Source organism: Reyranella humidisoli (assembly GCF_019039055.1).
Taxonomy (GTDB): domain Bacteria; phylum Pseudomonadota; class Alphaproteobacteria; order Reyranellales; family Reyranellaceae; genus Reyranella; species Reyranella humidisoli.
On the sequence record NZ_JAHOPB010000001.1, the window covers coordinates 2,751,003 to 2,765,813 of the forward strand.

Annotated in this window: 11 protein-coding genes; 9 read left to right on the top strand and 2 right to left on the bottom strand. The window is 65.1% G+C overall.

Annotation, left to right across the window (positions count from 1 at the left end):
* The first annotated feature begins 231 nt into the window (after positions 1 to 231).
* Positions 232 to 6,855 carry an FG-GAP-like repeat-containing protein gene (locus tag KQ910_RS13260; RefSeq protein ID WP_216960766.1) on the top strand — a complete coding sequence of 2,208 codons (6,624 nt, stop codon included), beginning with the start codon at positions 232 to 234 and terminating at the stop codon, positions 6,853 to 6,855.
* A gap of 178 nt (positions 6,856 to 7,033) precedes the next feature.
* Here the strand turns inward: KQ910_RS13260 and KQ910_RS13265 are convergent, their stop codons facing one another.
* Entirely contained in the window at positions 7,034 to 7,327 is a 294-nt protein-coding gene (locus KQ910_RS13265; RefSeq protein WP_216960768.1) for a hypothetical protein, read from the bottom strand.
* A gap of 169 nt (positions 7,328 to 7,496) precedes the next feature.
* Here KQ910_RS13265 and KQ910_RS13270 point away from each other — a divergent pair, with 169 nt between their 5' ends.
* The 8 genes from KQ910_RS13270 to KQ910_RS13305 all read left to right on the top strand — a co-directional run bounded on the left by KQ910_RS13270 (position 7,497) and on the right by KQ910_RS13305 (position 13,699).
* The gene (locus tag KQ910_RS13270) at positions 7,497 to 7,940 is read left to right on the top strand and encodes a hypothetical protein (protein ID WP_216960771.1); all 444 of its coding nucleotides are present in this window, start codon (positions 7,497 to 7,499) and stop codon (positions 7,938 to 7,940) included.
* A gap of 71 nt (positions 7,941 to 8,011) precedes the next feature.
* Positions 8,012 to 8,374 carry a hypothetical protein gene (locus tag KQ910_RS13275; RefSeq protein ID WP_216960774.1) on the top strand — a complete coding sequence of 121 codons (363 nt, stop codon included), beginning with the start codon at positions 8,012 to 8,014 and terminating at the stop codon, positions 8,372 to 8,374.
* A 432-nt stretch (positions 8,375 to 8,806) separates the two neighbouring features.
* A complete protein-coding gene (locus KQ910_RS13280; protein WP_216960777.1) occupies positions 8,807 to 9,262 on the top strand; it encodes a hypothetical protein in 456 nt (151 codons plus the stop codon).
* Positions 9,263 to 9,397: 135 nt separating this feature from the next.
* Positions 9,398 to 9,640, top strand: a complete 243-nt coding sequence (locus KQ910_RS13285; protein ID WP_216960780.1) for a ribbon-helix-helix domain-containing protein — start codon at positions 9,398 to 9,400, stop codon at positions 9,638 to 9,640.
* A 177-nt stretch (positions 9,641 to 9,817) separates the two neighbouring features.
* Positions 9,818 to 10,462, top strand: a complete 645-nt coding sequence (locus KQ910_RS27220; protein ID WP_216960784.1) for a Crp/Fnr family transcriptional regulator — start codon at positions 9,818 to 9,820, stop codon at positions 10,460 to 10,462.
* Positions 10,463 to 10,835: 373 nt separating this feature from the next.
* Positions 10,836 to 11,294, top strand: a complete 459-nt coding sequence (locus tag KQ910_RS13295; protein ID WP_216960787.1) for a hypothetical protein — start codon at positions 10,836 to 10,838, stop codon at positions 11,292 to 11,294.
* 36 nt (positions 11,295 to 11,330) lie between these two features.
* On the top strand, positions 11,331 to 11,918 hold the full coding sequence (locus KQ910_RS13300; protein ID WP_216960790.1) for a hypothetical protein: 588 nt from the start codon (positions 11,331 to 11,333) through the stop codon (positions 11,916 to 11,918).
* A gap of 242 nt (positions 11,919 to 12,160) precedes the next feature.
* Positions 12,161 to 13,699, top strand: a complete 1,539-nt coding sequence (locus KQ910_RS13305; RefSeq protein ID WP_216960793.1) for a terminase — start codon at positions 12,161 to 12,163, stop codon at positions 13,697 to 13,699.
* Positions 13,700 to 13,978: 279 nt separating this feature from the next.
* Here the strand turns inward: KQ910_RS13305 and KQ910_RS13310 are convergent, their stop codons facing one another.
* The gene (locus KQ910_RS13310) at positions 13,979 to 14,794 is read right to left on the bottom strand and encodes a DUF2971 domain-containing protein (RefSeq protein WP_216960795.1); all 816 of its coding nucleotides are present in this window, start codon (positions 14,792 to 14,794) and stop codon (positions 13,979 to 13,981) included.
* Between the last annotated feature and the right edge of the window lie 17 nt (positions 14,795 to 14,811).

The window sequence follows — 14,811 nt, forward strand, 5'->3', positions numbered from 1 at the left end:
CCTCATTCACCGGCGCGAAAGCGTTCGGTCTGGGAGATATCCTTTTGCGAGGCCGCCCGGCTCTCGCCGGCATTGGTGCGCGCATCACGCGAATGGTTGCACCGGCGACTGCCAGTGAGTTGTGCCTGTGTTCGGGTGCAAACATGCGTAGATGCAGCTTGAAGTAGCACCTCAGAATATGGTGCGGTAAAACGTATACGCTCGACGGGTCTGGGGAGTCCGCGATCGAGCGTGACGGGGGTACGCGTGGCGTTTCCGGCGAATATCGACGTGGTGAGCCTCGATGGCCTCAATGGCACGAGGTTGGAAGGCACTTTGTACGATGCGAGCGGCGCCTCGGTCGCCTCGGCCGGCGACATCAACGGCGACGGCTTCGACGACGTGATCATCAACGCCGCGGGCGGTTACGGGACATACATCAACAACCCGGGCGGCAGCTACGTGGTGTTCGGCAAGGCCGGGGGGCTGGGCGCGCTCGTCGAACTCTCGGGCCTCGACGGGAGCGACGGCTTCAAGCTGAGCGGCAGCAGCTACGGCGTCCAGTCCGTCGCTTCGGCAGGCGACGTGAACGGCGACGGCTACGATGACCTGATCCTCGGCGCGCCCTCGGACGGCGTGGGTGGCGCCAACAACGGCGTAAGTTACGTGGTCTTCGGCAAGGCGTCGGGCTTTGCCGCCGATATCCACCTCTCCACCCTCAACGGCGCCAATGGCTTTGCGCTGAACGGTGTGGCGTTGGGCAACGAGGCGGGCTGGTCGGTGGCATCGGCTGGCGACGTGAACAACGACGGCTATGACGATCTCATCATCGGTGCCACCTCTGCCGGCACCCCCGGCGTCTGGCAGGGCGCGAGCTACGTGGTGTTCGGAAAGGCTGCGGGCTTCAGCGCCTCGATGAACCTCTCGTCCCTGAATGGCACGAACGGCTTCGCGATCATCGGCGGCAAGGCCAACGACGAAGGCGGCTGGTCGGTCGCTTCGGCCGGCGACGTGAACGGCGACGGATACGACGACGTGATCGTCGGCGCCCGGAGTGCCGATCCCAATGGCGACCAGTCGGGTGCCAGCTACGTCGTTTTCGGCAAGGGTTCGGGCTTCACGTCCACCCTCAACATTTCCACGCTGAACGGCACCAACGGCTTCAAGCTGAGCGGCGGCGCAATCAGTGATTTCAGCGGTTTCTCGGTTTCGTCGGCCGGCGACATCAACGGCGACGGCTTTGCCGACCTGATTGTCGGCGCTCCGGGCGTATCCCTGAACGGCTCCGGCTCCGGCGCGAGCTATGTCGTGTTCGGCAAGGCATCGGGCTTCACCGCCAACCTCAACCTGTCGACCCTGACCGGCAGCAATGGTTTCAGGATCGTCGGTGCGCCGGCGAGCGACGGTCAGTCGATCGGCTACTCCGTTGCATCGGCGGGCGACTTCAACGGCGACGGCTACGACGACCTGATCATCGGCGCCATCGGCGACGATTCGCGTTCCCAGAATTCGGGAGCGAGCTACGTGCTGTTCGGCAAGGCAGCGGGCTTCGGCGCCAGCTTCGACCTCTCCACCGTGAACGGCGCGAACGGCTTCAAGGTGATCGGCGCTGGCGGGTGGGACATGACCGGCTGGTCGGTCGCGTCAGCGGGCGACGTGAACAACGACGGCTACGACGATCTGATCATCGGCGCTCCCCAGCACATCGCCGGCCTTCCCGGCGAAGGGCGGAGCTACGTGATCTACGGCCATGCCGGTGCGCTCGGAACGGACCAGCCGCCGCCGTCGCTGGCCTATCTCGATGGGTCCAACGGCTTCAAGCTGAGCGGCGCCGTCGACAGCGACTATGCCGGAAAGTCGGTGGCCTCGGCGGGCGACATCAACGGCGATGGGTTCGACGACGTAATCGTCGGCGCCTGGCGCGCCGATGCGGGGGCAGCCGATGCCGGTGCGAGTTACGTGGTGTTCGGCAAGGCGGGCGGATTCCTCTCCGACATCCAGCTCTCCGCCCTGAACGGCAACGACGGGTTCAAGCTGAGCGGCGTGGCGGCCAACGACCGGAGTGGCTACTCGGTCGCCTCGGCCGGTGATATCAATGGCGACGGCTACGACGACCTGATCGTCGGCGCCGCCCTGGCCGATCCGAACGGCAACTCCTCCGGCGCAAGCTACGTCGTCTTCGGCAAGGCCTCCGGATTCACAGCGAACTTCAATCTCTCCACCCTGAACGGCAGCAACGGCTTCAAGCTGAGCGGCGGCGCTGCCAGCGACAAGTCCGGCTTCTCGGTCGCCTCGGCCGGTGACTTCAACGGCGACGGGTTCGACGACCTGATCGTCGGCGCTCCGGGCGCGAAGGTCGGCAGCGCATACGGCGCCGGATCGGCCTATATCGTCTACGGCAAGGCGTCGGGCTTTGCCGCCAACTTCAGTCTTTCTTCCCTGAGCGGCGGCAACGGCTTCAAGCTGACCGGCGTCGTGGGTGCCGACGCGGCGGGCACATCCGTGGCTGCGGCGGGCGACGTGAACGGCGACGGCTATGACGACGTCATCGTCGGCGCGCCCTGGACCGGCGGGACGGGCGGAAGCTACGTGTTGTTCGGCCAGGCCTCCGGGTTGGGCGCCAGCTTCGCGCTTTCCACCCTGAACGGCAGCAACGGGTTCAAGCTGAGCGGTGTGGCGGGTGCCGACGGGAGCGGCGTCTCGGTGGCGTCGGCAGGCGACGTGAACGGTGACGGTTTCGCGGACCTGATCGTCGGCGCGCCCAATGCCGATCCGCACGGCACGTCATCCGGCACCAGCTACGTGGTGTTCGGCAAGGCATCCGGCTTCGCCGCCAACATCGATCTCTCGACACTGAGCGGGAGCAACGGGTTCAGGTTGACCGGCGCTGCGGCGGACGATTCGAGTGGCGTCTCGGTCTCGTCCGCGGGCGATTTCAATGGCGACGGCGTGGACGATCTCGTGATCGGTGCGGTCCGAGCCGACAGCAATGGCACCAATTCGGGCACCACGTACGTCATCTTCGGCCGGACATCGGGCTTCTCCGCCGAGATCGATCTTTCCAGCCTGGACGCCAGCGCGGGCTTCGCGCTGAAGGGTGGACGGGCAGGCGATTGGAGCGGCGGATCGGTCGCTTCGGCGGGTGACGTGAACGGCGACGGCTACGACGACCTGATCATCGGCGCCGAGCGTGGCATGCCGAACGGCCTGAACTCTGGAGCGGCCTACGTCGTGTTCGGCGGCGCCTTCGGCGGGACCGTTACGACGACCGGCACGGCGGCGGCCGAGATGCTGATTGGCGGTGCCAGCAACGACGCGCTGACGGGCGGCGGTGGCGGCGACGTGTTCCACGCCGGCGCGGGCAACGACCGGCTGGTCGTGGCCGATCTGGCCTTCCGCATGGCCGACGGCGGTGGCGGTGCCGACACGCTGGCGCTTTCGGGCGTCGGTTTGACGCTCGACCTCTCGAACCCGCTGGTCGCGGCGAAGCTCGAGGATATCGAGCGCATCGATCTTACCGGCACCGGCAACAACACGCTCATCGTCAACCAGCGTGCCGTCCTGGGCGGCGTGGGCGCCGAGACGGCCGGCGGCAAGCATATCCTCGTCGTCGAGCGCGATGCCGGCGACGTCGTTCAATTCGTCGAAGCGGGCTGGGCCAAGACCGGATCGGTCACCAACGCCGACGGCACGTTCGACCGCTGGGTGCTCGGCAACGCCGAAGTCCATGTCGAGCAGGTTGCCCCGACCACCGGCGCCGTCATCGTGGGGACCGCCGGTAACGACGTCATCTCGACGACAGTAACCGTGCCCGGACAGCTTCTGGCGACCGATCTTGCCGATACGATCGACGGCGGCGCCGGCGACGACGTGCTGGACAGCGGCGGCGGCAACGACGCGCTGTATGGCGGCGCCGACAACGACACGCTGATCGGTGGCGCAGCGACGGCCGGTGGGACCAACCAGCTCTGGGGCGGGACGGGCAGCGACACCGCCTCTTATGCCGGCACAACCGGGGCCGTGCATGCCGACCTGGCGGCGCAGGTTGCCTATATCGACGGCGTGCTGGTCGACCAGATGAACTCGATCGAGAACCTGATCGGCGGATCGGGCGACGACGTGCTGACGGGAGATGCCGGGGCCAACGTGCTGGCCGGCAAGTTGGGCAACGACACCTACGTGATCGGTGCCGGCGATACGGTCGTGGAGGCCGCGGGCGAAGGCACCGATACGGTGCGCGCCTCGATCGACTACACGCTCGGCGCCAACCTCGAGAATCTAGTCCTCATCGGGATGGCCAATCTGAGTGGCACCGGCAATGGCCTCGTCAACGTGCTGACGGGCAATGCCGGCCACAACCTGCTCGACGGCGGCGCTGGCGCCGACACGATGGTGGGCGGGCTGGGCGACGATACCTATGTCGTGGGCAGCGTCGCCGACCTCGTGGTCGAGGAGATGGGCGCCGGCACCGACACGGTCCTGTCGTCCATCACCTATACCCTGACCGCGAACGTCGAGAATCTCGAACTGACCGGCACCGATGCGATCAACGGTACGGGCAACGCACTGGACAACTGGCTGACCGGCAACGCAGCCGTCAACATTCTGTCCGGCGGGCTCGGCAAAGACACTTACTTGATCGATTCGCTCGACGACACGATCGTCGAGGTCGCAGGCGAAGGCACCGACACGGTCCGCGCGTCGATCGACTATACTCTGGGCTCGAACCTCGAGAACCTCGTCCTCACCGGGACGGCCAATCTCAACGGCACCGGCAACGGCCTGGTCAACATCCTGACCGGCAACGCCGGCGACAACCTGCTCGACGGCGGTGCGGGTGCCGACACGATGGCGGGCGGGTTGGGCAACGACACCTATGTGATCGGCGCCGGCGACGTGATCCTGGAGGCCGCGGGCGAAGGCACCGATACGGTGCGGTCGTCGATCTCCTACACGCTGACCGCGAACGTCGAGGAGCTGGTCCTTATTGGTATTGGGACGTTGAGTGGCACTGGCAACGCCCTGGCCAATAACCTTATTGGGGGTGACGGGCTCAACGTGCTCGATGGCGGTGAGGGTGCCGACACGATGGCGGGCCGGCTGGGCAACGACACTTATGTCGTGGACGATCTGGGCGACGTGGTGGTTGAGGCCGCGAACGAAGGCGTCGACACGGTGCGTGCGTGGGTCGACCATACGCTGACCGCCAATGTCGAGAAGATCGTGCTGCAGGGGACGGCGCACCTGAAGGGCACTGGCAACGCGCTCGACAATGGCTTGACGGGCAACGCGGGCAATAACCTGCTCGACGGCGGCACCGGCGCGGACACGATGGTCGGCGGTCTCGGAGACGACACCTACATCGTCGACAATGCTGGCGATGTCGCGAGCGAAGAGGCGGACGCCGGTCTGGATACGGTACGGTCGTCCGTGAGCCTGCGACTACGCTCCCATGTCGAGAACCTGGCGCTGGCAGGCTCGGACGGCATCAACGGCACGGGCAACGATCTCGCAAACGTGCTGACTGGCAATGCCGGTAACAACGTGCTCGATGGCGGTGTGGGCGACGACACGATGGCGGGTGGCGTTGGCGATGACACCTATGTGATGGACGTCGCGACCGACAAGATCACTGAGCTGGTCGGGCAGGGTATGGACACTGTGCAGGCATCGTTCACCTACGTGCTGCGTACGAACTTCGAGAATCTGACGTTGACGGGCAGCTCTGCCATCAGCGCGGTAGGCAACGCGGTGGACAACGTGCTGATTGGCAATGCTGGCGCCAACGCGCTCGATGGACGGGCAGGCGCGGATACGATGCAGGGCGGCGCCGGCGACGATACGTATTATGTGGAAAATGCCGGTGACGTCGTGATCGAGGTGGCGGGCAAGGGTGCTGACGCGGTGAAGGCGTGGCTTGACTACACGCTGAGCGAACATGTCGAGAAGCTGGTGCTGCAGGGCACGGATGACCTGAATGGCACGGGCAACTCGCTGGACAACACGCTGGTCGGCAATGCCGGCAACAACGTGCTCGACGGCGGTGCGGGTGCCGACTCGATGAGTGGCGAGGAGGGGGACGACACCTTTTTCATCGACAATGCCGGGGACCGCGCCAGCGAGGATGCAGGCGAAGGTTTCGACACGCTGTTCTCATCGCTTTCCTACGTGTTGCGGCCGAACCTCGAGAAGCTGGTGCTGACAGGCACGGCGGACATTAACGGTGTGGGCAACGCAGAGAACAACACGCTGGACGGCAACGACGGCGGCAACACGCTGGACGGCCGCGCGGGCGCTGACACGATGACCGGTGGCTTGGGTGACGACAAGTACGTGGTCGACAGTGCCGGCGACGTGGTCGTCGAACTGGCCGATCAGGGCATCGACTCGGTTCGCTCGTGGATCAGCTACACCTTGGGCGGCAACCTCGAGAAGCTCACCCTGTATGGGGCGGCCAACCTCGACGGCGCCGGCAACGACCTGATCAATACGGTCATCGGCAATAGTGGCCGCAACATTCTGGACGGCGGCTTGGGCAGTGACACGCTGAGCGGCGAGGGCGGGGGCGACACGTTCCGTTTCAGCACCGCGCTGGGCACCAGTAACGTCGACAAGATTCTCGTGTTCGACCACGCCGCCGACACGATCCAGCTCGACGACGCGATCTTCGCGGCCCTCGGCACCGGCGCGCTGGGCGCCGGGGCGTTCAACACCGGCACCGTGGCAACCCAGGCCGACGACCGCATCCTGTTCGATACCGCGTCGAAGAGCCTCTACTACGACGCCGATGGCGTGGGCGGCGTGGCGGCGATCAGGTTCGCCACCATCGCCACCCTAACCGGCACCCTCGATCACACCGACTTCTTCGTCGTCTAGGGGGCTTTCCGGTCGAGGAAGAATCACCACTGCAAAGACCACCTCACCCTGAGGAGCGCTCCGTAGGAGCGCGTCTCGAAGGGTGGGCACGCGCACCGAGTTTGTTGCCCATCCTTCGAGACGGCGCTTCGCGCCTCCTCAGGATGAGGTCGGTGGGTCAATCTGAGACGGAAAGACTCTAGGACGCGGACTCCCTGGCGGCGCGGATCGTTTCCAGCAGCGCCTTGCGCTCGTCGACCAGCGCCTTCACCTCTGCGGCCAAGAGCGGCAACCGCTGCCGCATATAGGAGATCCGGTTTCGCAGATGCTTGACGGCAAGCTTGTCCGTCAGGGTCTTCAGCTGGGGGACGGCCGCATGCAGTTCCGCCCTGATTCGCTCCCGCTCCTTGAACAATTCGGGCAGGTGACCGCTCACGTACATCCGCCGGCGCTGCGCGGCTCGCTTCTCACTCTGGTCGACTGTCTCGGTCATCGCATTTCCTTTGTTGTATCGACCGGGAGAATGGCAGCCCGTGGACGCCGGTCAATATGGCGGTCGTGCAACTTTGGATCTCGAGGCTCCGCTGCGACGGGTCGCTCGAAAGACAGCAACCTATCGGACCTTCGTGAATTGAATGGGCGATACTTTCCGGAGGTCCTTCATGAAGCTGGCATTTCCCGGCGGCGCTGCTCTGGCAATTCTGGTGGCGCTGTCCGCCCAGGCGCAGACCCCCGATACGCCCGCCGCCCCGCCGCCGTCGCTCTCCCTCGACTGCCATCTCCTTTATCGCGGCATGCCGATGAAGGAACCCACCACCTATCAGGTGATCGGCAAGGAATTGTATGGCGTGAGCGGTCCCCTCAGGACCAGGCTCTCGGAGGAAGGTACGCCGGTAATGCTCGGCAAGGCCAAGGAGGCCGATGGCACGATCATCGAATCCTTCGCCTCCCATAGGCTGAATGGCACGACACTGGAGCGGACCGTCTATTGGAAGAAGGAAAGCGGATCCATGAAGCAGGCGTTCACTGAAACCTACGACTTCAGGGCCCGCACCGTCACGAGTTCGACGGACCGCGCCGATTTCTGTCACGCCGACGGAAAGTGACGAATTCGCTGTCGACGGCACCGCATTTGGCCCGGCGCTGTAGCTGTCAGCGCGGCGCGCACGAAGCATGAATGAAGTTCGGGTGCTGCCGTTCGGGGTGGAACGACCGGAGCAGGTGCGTTATCACCCTCGGCATGGCGCCAGAAGCGACACGTCAATCTCTTTCCCAGCGCGTTCATCGCTTCGTGGCGGTGCTTGAACGCTACAAGCGCAATCCCAATCGCAGGGAGGCCTATCATGTCCTCTCGGCGATCGATTGCCTCAGGGAGGAGCGTTACGAGGCCGGCCTCGACGCTATCCAGGCCGCCGAGCATGTCGAACCCATTCCCGACGGGGTCGTCCTGATGCGTGGCCTGCATGACAACATCACCGTCGCCGAGCTGAGCGAAGCACTCCGCAAGGTACTGCACGCTCCGGACAACTCGGGATCCTGACGGCCGACAACGGGCTGGCAGGGCGGTCGGTAAGCGCCCAGCGCGGGTCCGGCGCGGGCCTCAAAGGCTGGCTCGCCAGCCTCTTTTGCCGCCCGAACCGGGCATTGTCCTGAAAATCGCAGCGGCCTGTTCCGCGGGTGCCGTCCTTTTTATCACGCCAACCGTGCAACCCCGGCGCGAAGTTTTCGTTGCGCTCCTGTATTCGTGTAGGCGGAGCGTACGATGCCAAGCAGCTTCAACTCCTCGATCGGCATAGAGCTCGCTTCGTTGCGCGCTTTGGGAGCTATCCGGCGTCGCGTTTCAGCGCGGGAACGGCTGCTCCGAGAACGCCGCAACCCTGCGCTTGTGCCCCAGAAACCCCAAGGCGAAGCGGGGTCGGCAGACGACTGGGTCGCGGCCGGGCTTTTCCCCTCTGCGGGCGGAGGGATTTGAATGGCACGTACCGTCTGGAGCGACTTGGGAACACGGCCCGGGAGCGCGTTCCTCATCGTTGCCGAAATCGCAGCCGATTTCGGCGGCGGACCGACTGCCGACGATCCGTTCGACACGGCGCGCTTGCGGTTCGCCGCCAATCTGATGGTGCGCACCTGCACCCAGTCGAAGCTCGGGGGTGACTTCGCCGTCCAGCCCCTGCGCGACAGCGGCGCGCTGCTCATTCATTGCGCGGTAACCGAACCCGCCGACTTCGCGCGGCTTTGCGAAATCGTGGGTGGCCGCGACCACGAGGCGGCGCCGTGGCGTGGCCTGCGTCGTTTCCTGCTGGACGAAGCACGACATGAGTCGCTTCTCGCCGTGGCGGGGCCGCCGGACTCGCGCGGGGCCGGCCGTCGCGTTCGCGCCGCCAGGGAGCGCGAGGCGGCGGATCGTCAGCAGTGGGGGCGGATCTGAGCACGGAGCGCTTCCCGGCACTTCGGGCGAAGACACGTAAAGAGAGAATCTGGCGCATTGACAAAACCTCCGCGCGAAACAGCCGAAGAGCAGGGAATACTTGAGGTGTGTGGAGGACAATTCTAAAGTCCACCCATGCGAAAGCGATCGGTCACAATCGATGGTCACCGCACCAGCATCTCGCTGGAGGATGCTTTCTGGACCGAACTGGTGCGGCTGGCACGCGAGCGGCCGGTGTCGCTGAATACGCTGGTCTCGGAAGTCGATCGCGCAAGAACGTCGGAGGACGTTAACCTCTCGAGCGCCTTGCGCCTTTACGTGCTGGGTGAACTCGTGAAGAAGCGGGATGCGACCCGCGTCGACTTGATCGCTCTTTGAGGCCACGCCGGGGCTCGCCCTGAATCGGATTTCTGCGGTCCGGGCGTTCGCGTTCCTGAAACTCTGTAGTAAGGGTCGGACATGAGCGGACCGTCCCGACTTTCGCCGTGTCGCGCCCCACCCGGAATTAACGAACACGCCTGGAGCCTGCTCGCGCCCGAATTGCGGAAGACCCGGGTGAGCGCAGGCCAGCGCGTGCGTACCTGGGACTCGGAGCCTGCCCTCACCTTGTTTCCCGTCAGCCTTCTGCTGAGCTTCGTGTCGCCGCAGAGCGGTGTTGAAATTCTCAGTCTCGGCGCGGGCGGTGCCAGCGTACCGGATCTCCTGCTGGGATCCGACGCGCTCGGTCTCGATGCCGTCGTGACCGTAGAAGGTGAGGCCTGGTCGATCCCGTCATTCATTCTGCGTCAGTTGGCGGGCGAACATCCTTCGGTCCACGAGGCGATGCTGGCCCAATGCCGTGTGGCGTTGCGTGAAGCGGTGCGGCATGCGGAGGAGCGGACCCGCTCCCTGCAGATATCGAACCTGGCGCGATGGCTGAGCCGCGCAGTGGCCCTGACCGGGCAGGCGAGCTTTGCCCTGACGCACGAGACGCTGGCGCGGTTGCTCGGCACGCGCCGCACCTCGGTCACGGAGGGACTGGCCTATCTCGCCGACCGACGCTTCCTGCTGATTGGCCGCCGCTGGATCACCGTCATCGATGCAGCCGGTCTTGAGCGCCAGGGTCGTGCCGCGCGCGGTGGCCAAGCGCTGCCCGATCCCGCGGAGAAAAGGCCTCCCGTCCAGACGCACAATCCGCCGTTGGGCGGCGACGTCTGCTAGGGTCTTTCCCGTCGAGAAAGAATCACCATTGTAATGACCACCTCACCCTGAGGAGCGCTCCGCAGGAGCGCGTCTCGAAGGGTGCGCACGCGCACCGAGTTTGTTGCCCATCCTTCGAGACGGCGCTTCGCGCCTCCTCAGGATGAGTTCGGTGGGTCGATCCGAGACGGAAAGACTCCAGCACCCAGAACGGCCATTCAGCGTAGGGCCCCTGCAGGGGCACACGATCTCCGCGCCATCGCGCTCCGCGCCATCGCGGGCCGATGCGTACGGGTTCGTACGCATCGATTTGCGCGGCAACCTTTGCGCCAAAGCGCGTTGAAGGCGCGCGGCTGAATTGATCAGCCACGAACAAAATCAACGAGGTCACGTCATGAAGAAGATTTTTGCTGCCGCCGCTTTCGCCACGATGATCGCCGCCGCGCCTTCCTTTGCCGCCACCGACGCCGAGTGCACCGAGATGTGGAAGAAGGCCGACGTCAACAGCGACGGCAACGTCTCGGGCGGCGAGGCCATCCGCTACGTGTCGTTCATGCGCGTCGCCGGCATGACGGTCGCTACCGAAGGCACGATCACGCAGACCGAGTTCATGAACGCCTGCAAGGCCGATGCCTACAAGCCGAAGCAGGCCGACGCCGGCGCGCCGCTCAAGGGATCGAACTCGTTCACCGAGGCCCAGGCCAAGGACCGCGTGATCGCGCAGGGCATGGACGGCGTGACGGCCATGACGAAGGACGGCGACGGCATCTGGCGCGGCACCGCGCAGCAGGCCGGCAAGCCGGTGCAGGTTGCCGTCGACTACAAGGGCAACGTCGTCACGGCGAACCAGTAGTCGCACTCCCCCCAATCATCACAAAGGAAATCGAACATGAAGACCGTTAGCCGCGCTTACGACAGCTATGCCCAGGCCCGCGCCGCCGTCGACGCCGTCGAGAAGGCGGGCGTGCCCAGCAAGGACGTCAGCATCGTTGCCAACAAGTATGTCAGCGCCGAGTACGCCGACGTCGATGACGTGAACAAGGCCGCGGCCGGCGCCGGCATCGGCGGCGCGCTGGGCGCGGGCGCGGGCCTGCTGGCCGGCCTTGGCCTGCTGGCGATCCCGGGCATCGGCCCGGTCGTCGCGGCGGGCTGGCTCGCCTCGACGGCGGCCGTCGCCGCGGGCGGTGCTGCCGCCGGCGGCATCGTCGGCGCGCTGGTGGATGCCGGCACCGACAAGGAGCACGCCGAAGTCTATTCGGAATCCGTCCGTCGTGGCGGCACGCTGGTGACGGCGCGCGTCAACGATGCCGATGCGAGCCGCATCGAGGCGATCCTCGCCACCTACAAGCCGATCGATCCGGTCTCGCGCGGCTCGGATTATCGCAAGGAAGGCTGGACCAACTTCGATCCGAAGGCCGCTCCGTATCGCCCGAACCAGACCGAAGTCGACCGCATGCGCGCCAACTGGCCGGGCTAAGTCCGACCCGTCAGCGTTCGAGACAGAGGAGGCCCGGCATCGCCGGGCCTCTTTTCGTTGGGTCCAAGCGTGCGAATCCACTCACCCAACCGCTCCGCCTGCCGGGGGAGAGGAGTCTGAAAGCCGCGTTTCATGTCCCTCTCCCCCGGTAGGGCGAGAGGCTAGGTGAGGGGGCGTCGCACGTCCTGGCGCCTCGCTTTCCCCTTGCCTTCGCAGAGTCCGGGTCATCAGGAACCGGCATCGTGGCCGATGAACCCGACGTCCCTCCCGAGCCCGTCCTCGATCCGCTCGGCATCGAGGTCGGCAGCTTCGCACACGATCCGCTGGGCTTCGTGCTGTTCGCGTTCCCATGGGGCGAGGCGGGGACGCCGCTGGAGCGCGAGCAGGGGCCCGAGGCGTGGCAGCGCGAGGTGCTGGCGGAGATCGGCCGTTCGCTGGCCAGCGTCTCCGACGCGATCCGCATCGCCGTCGCCTCGGGCCATGGTGTCGGCAAGTCGGCGCTGGTCGCCTGGATCATCGTCTGGGCGCTCGCCACCTTCCGCGACACGCGCGGCATCGTGACGGCCAACACCGCCACACAGCTCAAGACCAAGACCTGGCCCGAGCTCGTCAAATGGCTGCGTCTGGCCGCCTGCGCCGACTGGTTCGAGGTTGCGGCCACCGCAATCCACAGCGTCGATCCCGCGCACGAGCGGACCTGGCGCATCGACGCGGTGCCCTGGAGCCTGCGCACCACCGAGGCCTTCGCCGGCCTGCACAACCAGGGCCGCCGCCTGTTCGTCGCCTTCGACGAGGCCTCGGCCATTCCCGATCCGGTGTGGGAGACGATCGAGGGCGCACTGACCGATCGCGACACCGAGATCCTGTGGCTGGCCACCGGCAACCCGACACGCAACACCGGCCGTTTCCGCGAATGCTTCGGCCGCTTCCGCCACCGCTGGCACCGCCACCAGGTCGACGGCCGCAAGGTTTCCCTCACCGACAAGGACGAGATCGCGCGCTGGGCCGCCGACTATGGCGACGATAGCGACTTCTTCCGCGTCCGCGTGAAGGGCGAGTTTCCAAGAGGGGGCGCCATGCAGTTCATCGACAGCGAGACGGTGGAGGAGGCCTCGCGCCGCCCCGCCGAGAGCCATCTGCTCCAGCCGCTGATCATGGGTGTCGACTGCGCGCGCGGCGGCGACGACCAGAGCGCCATCTGGTTCCGCCGCGGGCGCGACGCGCGCACGGTGCCGGCGATCAAGCTGCGGGTCGGCGATCTCATGGTCCTGTCGGGCAAGGTGGCGGAGCAGGCGATGCAGCATCGTGTGGCGGCGGTGTTCATCGACGAGGGCGGCATCGGCGCCGGCGTGGTCGATCGCGTGCGCCAGATGCTGCCGGGCCGGCTGGTGGTCGGCGTCAATTTCGGCGGCCGCGCCGACCGCTACACGCTGGGCGACGGGATGCCGCTCACCGCCAACAAGGCCGCCGAGATGTGGGCCTCGATGCGCGCCTGGCTCCGGACCGGCGCCATCCCCGACGATCCCGAGCTGAAGGCCGAGCTGACGGGCCGCGAATACGGCTTCGACCTGCACAACGCCATCCGCCTCGAGAAGAAGGAGGACATGAAGAAGCGCGGCCTGTCCTCGCCCGACAATGCCGACGGGCTCTGCCTGACCTTCGCCTATCCAGTGGCCGACCTTCCCGACGACATGCGCTTCGACGGTCGCGGCGAGGGGGAGGGTGGAAGCGTCGCCGCCAACACCATCCAGTCCGACTACGACCCGCACGGGGATCTGTAGAGCGGCCGGTCAGGCTGGACTCACAGCGACTGCAATGCCAAGGTCGGACCAACCGTCCCCAGAGGCGGCAGGGAGGCATCCTGGGCGACCGTTTCGACCGGCCGACCCGATGTCTGGAGGCCCGCCGTTCTCATCATCCCCGATCGAGCGGCGGGCCTTTTCCGATTGAGGCACCGAGTAAACTTCGCCCGCCATAGCGTGATTGTGTGGGGCCTCAGCATTGAGTTTGGGGGCCAGACACTTTGTGTAAGGCCACTCCCCAAACTCTTCTGCGCCTGCCTAAGAGGGCTGGCTGGTGGGACGCAAAGGTACGTACGAAATATGTAGCTTATCCCAATGATGGGGGATGCCCGCATTGCCCATTGTTCTTAGAAATGCCCCGTACATCGGTATCGGAAACTCCGTAGGGCCAATAATGACTCGGTCGAGGAGCTTGGACGGCTCAAGCCCCTCAACATTGCGAGCCGGATCGTCTGCGAGTGGAAGCTCAATAATCTCTTGCGGTACCCCATCTATGACTTTGATTGGCTTGTTCAATGGGCAAGGGAATGGGGATGTCGGGAGGCGGATTACTCGCCACTCGCGCTCTTCTCTGAAGCCTGGATGCTTTGTAGAAACAGCCGCTACCGAAAATGCGTGAATCACCGCGTTAAGTGTTTGCTCCTCGCCGATCGACCTAACGAACTCTGCGTTGGACCTGAGGCTCGCCGCAAGTTCAAAAAGCTCGTGACCAAATTCCTTAGCGTCAAGATAGGCCACCGGAGAAGAAAATATCCCAAGGGAGTCAAAATTTCCCCAAAGATGATCCTGGTTAATGACGAGCGCGACGCCATTGCCGCGACCGTAAGCACGCCACATCGATAAACGACCAATCCGATCTTCATACTGGTGATTGGGACCTGCATGTTCAGAAAGGCAGGTTATGTAAGTGTCGTATAGAAGCCGCTTCTGGTCGGCGTTGAACTTTTCTTCAATCTTCTTTGAAATGCCCGGATAGATCGAATTTAGAAAAGATTGAAGATTATTGCCATGTTCGCCGCGGTAGGCTTGCGCTAAACACTCTAGACCAAACTGCACCTCCAAAACGTCATTCATGCAGCTTACCTGCCGCA

What these genes read in the sequence shown, in the direction of transcription:
- KQ910_RS13280 (WP_216960777.1), top strand. Translation starts at nt 8,807, where the DNA reads ATGGCACGTACCGTCTGGAGCGACTTGGGAACACGGCCCGGGAGCGCG.
- KQ910_RS13295 (WP_216960787.1), top strand. Translation starts at nt 10,836, where the DNA reads ATGAAGAAGATTTTTGCTGCCGCCGCTTTCGCCACGATGATCGCCGCC.
- KQ910_RS13300 (WP_216960790.1), top strand. Translation starts at nt 11,331, where the DNA reads ATGAAGACCGTTAGCCGCGCTTACGACAGCTATGCCCAGGCCCGCGCC.
- KQ910_RS13310 (WP_216960795.1), bottom strand. Translation starts at nt 14,794, where the DNA reads ATGAATGACGTTTTGGAGGTGCAGTTTGGTCTAGAGTGTTTAGCGCAA.
- KQ910_RS13265 (WP_216960768.1), bottom strand. Translation starts at nt 7,327, where the DNA reads ATGACCGAGACAGTCGACCAGAGTGAGAAGCGAGCCGCGCAGCGCCGG.
- KQ910_RS13285 (WP_216960780.1), top strand. Translation starts at nt 9,398, where the DNA reads ATGCGAAAGCGATCGGTCACAATCGATGGTCACCGCACCAGCATCTCG.
- KQ910_RS13275 (WP_216960774.1), top strand. Translation starts at nt 8,012, where the DNA reads ATGAAGTTCGGGTGCTGCCGTTCGGGGTGGAACGACCGGAGCAGGTGC.
- KQ910_RS13270 (WP_216960771.1), top strand. Translation starts at nt 7,497, where the DNA reads ATGAAGCTGGCATTTCCCGGCGGCGCTGCTCTGGCAATTCTGGTGGCG.